The sequence below is a fragment of the Kitasatospora sp. NPDC059722 genome (genome assembly GCF_042733235.1).
In the GTDB taxonomy this organism is placed as follows: Bacteria; Actinomycetota; Actinomycetes; order Streptomycetales; family Streptomycetaceae; genus Kitasatospora.
In genome coordinates, this window is sequence record NZ_JBHWGD010000173.1 from 1 (window position 1) to 5896 (window position 5896).

Below are 5896 nucleotides of genomic sequence, written 5' to 3' on the forward strand. Positions count from 1 at the left end.
TTCCACCCCCCCGCGCACGCCGGCACCTACGACACCCCCCAACCCACCGCGGGGGCGGGCGCCCTCGACGCTGTCACCGCGAGCCCGCACTTCACGGACGTCAGCGACGCGAACGGGCAGATCGCGGGCGAGGCCGTCATCCTCACCGACAGCGCGAACCTGCAGGCCCGCTACCTCGGCACGTACAAGCGGGTGCTGAACGGCTACACCGCCGCGTACGACTCCTCCTGGTACATGGTCAACTTCGTCAACGACGTCTTCACCCCGATCTTCCGCGGGCACCAGAACCAGGACTACGTCGACGCCGTCACCGCCGACCCGGGCCTCATCGACACCCTCGACGCCTTCGCGCTCGACCACCGCGGCCTGCTCGGCGGCACCAACTCCTTCCTCGACTCCAACGCCGGCATCGAGACCGCCCGCTTCATCGAGCACCCCGCCCTCCAGGCCAAGGTGCGCCCGCTGATGAAGGGCCTGCTCGACGCCTCGTCCATCACCGGTCCGACCGCCCCGCTGTGGGTCGGCGTCGCCGGGCTGGCCGCCGCCTACGACCAGGCCCAGTGCTCGTACTACGGCGTCTGCGACCTGCCCCAGCGGCTGACCGCCGCCGCCCTGCCGGTCAGCCGCACCTGCGACGCCACGCACACCGTCCGCGCGCAGGACCTCACCGCGGCCGACCTGGACGCCGTCTGCGCGAGCCTGCAGAACCAGGACCCGTTCGTCCACAACCTCGTCAAGGACAACGGCCCGATACCCGGCCAGTACGAGTCCACGCTCCAACTGGTCAACTTCGCCAGCCCGGCGGACTACCAGACCTACGCCGGGCCGATCTACGGCATCGACACCAACAACGGCGGCATGACGCTGACGGGCGATCCGACCAGCCCCGCCAACCAGCCGCTCTCGATCACCTACCGCCACCCGACCGACAACGGCTTCACGGCCCGCGTCTGGAACCTCAACCACGAGTACACGCACGCCCTCGACGCCCGCTACGACATGAAGGGCAACTTCTCGCAGCAGATCGCCGTGCCCGACGTGTGGTGGATCGAGGGCGTCGCCGAGTACGTCTCCTACACCTACCGCGGCGTCACCGACACCCAGGCGGTGTCCGAGGCCGCCAAGCACACCTACAAGCTCAGCACGCTGTTCCAGAACACCTACGACAACAGCGACACCACCCGCACCTACCCGTGGGGCTACCTCGCCGTGCGCTACATGGTCGAGAAGCACCCGGACGTCGTCCAGGCGATGCTCGGCCACTTCCGGACCGGCGACTACCCCGGCGGCTACGCGGTCTACAACTCCCTCGGCACCTCGTACGACGCCGACTTCGACGCCTGGCTGACTGCCTGCGCCGCCGGTGCGTGCGCCACCACGGGCGGCACCCCGACCGCCGCGTTCGACAGCACCGCCGACGGCCTGACCGTGCGGCTCACCGACCGCTCCACCGAGACCGGCGGCGGCCGGATCGCCTCCTGGGCCTGGGACTTCGGCGACGGCACCACCGCCACCACGGCCAGCCCGGCGAAGACGTACACCGCACCCGGCACCTACACCGTCACCCTGACCGTCACCGACGACAGCGGCCACACCGCCACCGCGAGCAAGTCGCTCACCGTCACCGACGGCACGACGGCGTGCACCGCGGCCGACACCCGGGTGATGGACCGCAACTGCTACCGCACCGACCAGTCCGCGTCCGCGGGCAACCTCGACTACCTCTACATCTGGCTGCCGGCCGGCACCACCACGCTGACCGCCACCACCAAGGGCGGCACCGGCACGGCCTACCTGCTCTACAACCCGACCTCGTGGGCCACGCTCAACGCCTACACGAGCGCTTCGTTCAACGACGGCTCCACCCAGAGCCTCACCGTCACCAACACGACGGCCGGCTACCGCTACATCAGCCTCTACGCCCGGACGGCGTTCAGCGGGGTGACCGTCACCACGCGGTACTGACCCCTCGCGGACAGACACGACAGCGGCGGCCCGGGACACCCTCCCGGGCCCGCTGCTCCTTGCATCCGCGAGGCTACTGCTCGTAGTAGCGTCGCAACTGCGAAGTGCACGGCTTGGTTGATCATCCAATCCGGCCTCACGGCCCTGGTATCCCAGCCCACTCGTTCCCGGCTCCCGCCGTTGCTTCAATCGCCCTACTGAACGGTCGAGGACGGTGGTTGGACGTGGACCTGAACACGGTGGTGGAGCTGCGTGACGCGCGGCGTCGCGATACCTGGCGCCCGGGGGACGCCTGGCTCGGCGGGGGCACGTACCTGTTCTCCGAGCCGCAGCCGCACATCCGCCGGCTCATCGACCTCGGCCGGATGGGCTGGGAGCCGCTCCGGATGACCGCCTCGGGGGACCTGGAGATCGCCGCGACCTGCACGATCGCCCAGCTCTCCCGCTTCGCCCGGGCGGCGCACTGGCGGGCCGCGCCGCTCGTCGAGCAGTGCTGCCGCGCGTTCCTCGCCTCCTGGAAGATCTGGAACATGGCCACCGTCGGCGGCAACCTGTGCAACGGGCTCCCGGCCGGGCCGATGATCTCGCTGACCGCCGCCCTGGACGGCGTGTGCACCCTGCTGTCCCAGACGGGCGAGGTGCGCCGGGTGCCGGTGAAGGACTTCGTGACCGGCGCCGGCGTCAAGGTCCTGCGGCCCGGCGAGCTGCTGCGCTCGATCACCGTCCCCGCCCGCGCGCTGGCGAGCCGGACGGCGTTCCGCCAGGCCTCGCTGTACGGGCTCGGCCGCTCCGGCGCCCTGCTGATCGGCACCGTCGACCCGGTCGACGGCGAACTCGCACTGACGATCACGGCCTCGACCGTCCGTCCGATCCAGCTGCGCTTCGCCGTCCCGCCGAACGCCGAGGCCGTCCGGGAGGCGGTCGGCTACGGCGTCCGGCCCGACGAGTACTTCGACGACATCCACGGCCTCCCGGCCTGGCGGCGGCACATGACCCACCGCTTCGCCGAGGAGATCCGCCGCGAACTGGTCGAGGAGGCCGGGCGATGAGTTACACCATCCGCGTCAACGGCGAGGACTTCGACGCCGAGCCCCGGGCGGGCCAGTGCCTGCGCACCTACCTGCGCGAGCGCGGCTGGTTCGGGGTGAAGAAGGGCTGCGACACCGGGGACTGCGGCGCCTGCACCGTGCAGGTCGACGGCGACCCGGTGCACAGCTGCCTCTACCCGGCGCTGCGCGCCGAGGGCCGTTCCGTCACCACCGTGGAGGGGCTCGCCAAGGACGGCGAACTCCACCCGATGCAGCAGCGCTTCCTGGACGCCCAGGGCTTCCAGTGCGGCTTCTGCACGGCCGGCATGCTGATGACCACCTCCGCCGAGGGCTTCGACGACGACAAGCGCGCCGACCTGCCGCGCGCCCTCAAGGGCAACCTGTGCCGCTGCACCGGCTACCGGGCGATCGAGGACTCCATCCGGGGCGTCAAGCACACCGAGGCGCCGTGCGCCGGCCAGGCCGTCGGCCGCAGCCTCGGCGCGCCCGCCGGGCCGCAGGTGGTCACCGGCACCGCCCGCTACACCTTCGACCTCGACGTCGAGGGCCTGCTGCACATGAAGCTGCTGCGCTCCCCGCACCCGCACGCGCGGATCGTCTCCATCGACACCTCGGCGGCCCTGCGGGTGCCCGGGGTCGTCGCCGTGTTCACCCACGAGGACGCCCCCGACAAGCTCTACTCCTCCGCCCGGCACGAGCACCCCACCGAGGACCCGGACGACACCCGGGTGCTCGACGACGTGGTCCGCTTCGTCGGTCAGCGGGTCGCCGCGGTGGTCGCCGAGAGCGAGGGCGCGGCCGAGGAGGGCTGCCGGCGGATCGTCGTCGGGTACGAGCACCTCCCGTACGTCCTCGATCCGGAGGAGGCGATGGCACCCGGCGCGCCGGTGATCCACCCCAAGGGGCCGGAGTCGCGGATCGCCCGCGCGGAGAACAACGTCTGCGGCGAGGCCCACGGCGAGATGGGCGACGTCGAGCAGGGCTTCGCCGCGGCGGACGTGGTCTACGAGGAGACGTTCCGCACCCAGCGGGTGCAGCACGCCAGCCTGGAGACGCACGGCTGCGTCGTCTACTTCGAGGAGGCCGGGGAGGCCGGGGAGACGGGGGAGACGGGGGAGGAGCGGATCGTGGTCCGGTCCTCCACCCAGGTGCCGTTCCTCACCCGCCGGGCGCTGTGCGACCTGTACGACCTGCCGATGGAGAAGGTCCGGGTGGTCGCGGGCCGGGTCGGCGGCGGGTTCGGCGGCAAGCAGGAGATGCTCACCGAGGACATCGCGGTGCTCGCGGCGATGCGGCTGCACCGGCCGGTGAAGCTGGAGTTCACGCGCGGCGAGCAGTTCTACGGCGCCACCACCCGGCACCCGTTCACGATCACCGTCAAGCTCGGCGCGAAGGCGGACGGGACCCTGACGGCCATCCAGTTCCGCGTCGTGTCGAACACCGGCGCGTACGGCAACCACGGTCCGGCGGTGATGTTCCACAGCGTCGGCGAGTCCATGGGCGTCTACCGCGCGCCGCACAAGAAGGTCGACGCGTACTCGGTCTACACGAACGGCGTGCCCGCCGGGGCCTTCCGCGGCTACGGCCTCGGGCAGGTCACCTTCGCCGTCGAGTCGGCGATGGACGAGCTCGCGCGGCGGCTGGAGATCGACCCGCTGGTGCTGCGGGAGCGCAACGTCATCGGCCCGGGCGAGCACATGGAGGGCCCGCTCGGCGAGGAGGAGGACCTCCACATCGCCAGCTACGGCCTCGACCAGTGCCTCGGCGTCGTCCGCACCGCCCTCGCGAACGACAGCAGCGCCGAACTCGCCCCCGAGGGCTGGCTGGTGGGCCAGGGCTTCGCCATGGCGGCCATCGCCTGCGGCCCGCCCGGCGGTCACATCGCCGATGCCACGGTCAAGCTCCTGGAGGACGGCACGTACGACATCGCCGTGGGCACGGCGGAGTTCGGCAACGGCACCACCACCGTGCACAAGCAGATCACCGCCGGGGCGCTCGGCACCACCGTGGACCGGATCGCGATCCGGCAGTCCGACACCGACGTCGTCAAGCACGACACCGGCGCCTTCGGCTCGGCCGGCACCGTCGTCGCGGGCAAGGCGGTGATGAAGGCGGCCAACGCGCTCGCCGAACGGATCCTCGGCTTCACCGCCGAGTACGCCCGCACGCCGCGCAGCCTGCTGCGGCTCACCGCGGACGCGGTGGAGTGCGACGGGCGGGCGGTCGCGCTCAAGGAGGTGTTCGAGGCGGCGCGCGGCCGTGGCGTGGAGCTCAGCGCCGACGGCCACTTCGGCGGCTCGCCGCGCTCGATCGCCTTCAACTCCCAGTGGTTCCGCATCGCCGTCGACCCGGACACCGGCGAGATGCGGATCCTGCGCAGCGTCCACGGCGCCGACGCCGGCAAGGTCATGAACCCCCTGCAGTGCCGCGGCCAGGTCGAGGGGGGCGTGGCGCAGGCGCTCGGTGCGACGCTGTTCGAACAGGTCCTGGTCGACGACCGGGGCGAGGTCACCACGGCCGCCTTCCGGCGCTACCGGCTGCCCGCGTACGCGGACGTGCCGCGCACGGAGGTGCACTTCTCCGACACGTCGGACTCCATCGGACCGCTCGGCGCCAAGTCGATGTCCGAGAGCCCGTTCAACCCGGTGCCGCCCGCCTTCGCCAACGCGCTGCGCGACGCGACGGGGATCCGGTTCACGGAGGCGCCGTTCCTGCGGGACAAGGTGTGGCAGGCGCTGGACGAGCACCGGAGGCGGACGGGCGGCGTCCGCTGACGCACGGAGAGGGGCGGCGGGGGGGCGGCGCCGACGCCCGCCGCCCCGCCCCCCCCACCCCGCCGCACCCAGACCCCCGGCTGACCGCCCCCGCCCAGCCCACCGTGG

Annotated in this window: 3 protein-coding genes; all 3 read left to right on the forward strand. The window is 72.0% G+C overall.

Annotated elements, in window-relative coordinates:
* Positions 1-1965 (forward strand): collagenase (locus ACFV4F_RS41405; RefSeq protein WP_380510839.1); only part of this gene is annotated, 1965 nt, incomplete at its 5' end.
* 224 nt (positions 1966-2189) lie between these two features.
* Positions 2190-3014, forward strand: a complete 825-nt coding sequence (locus ACFV4F_RS41410) for an FAD binding domain-containing protein (protein WP_380447540.1) — start codon at positions 2190-2192, stop codon at positions 3012-3014.
* Entirely contained in the window at positions 3011-5788 is a 2778-nt protein-coding gene (locus tag ACFV4F_RS41415; protein WP_380510842.1) for a molybdopterin-dependent oxidoreductase, read from the forward strand. Before ACFV4F_RS41410 ends, ACFV4F_RS41415 begins: the two co-directional genes overlap by 4 nt.
* Positions 5789-5896 lie beyond the last annotated feature (108 nt).

Excerpts from the sequence above, each read along its gene's own strand:
- ACFV4F_RS41415 (WP_380510842.1), top strand. The coding sequence starts at position 3,011 with ATGAGTTACACCATCCGCGTCAACGGCGAGGACTTCGACGCCGAGCCC.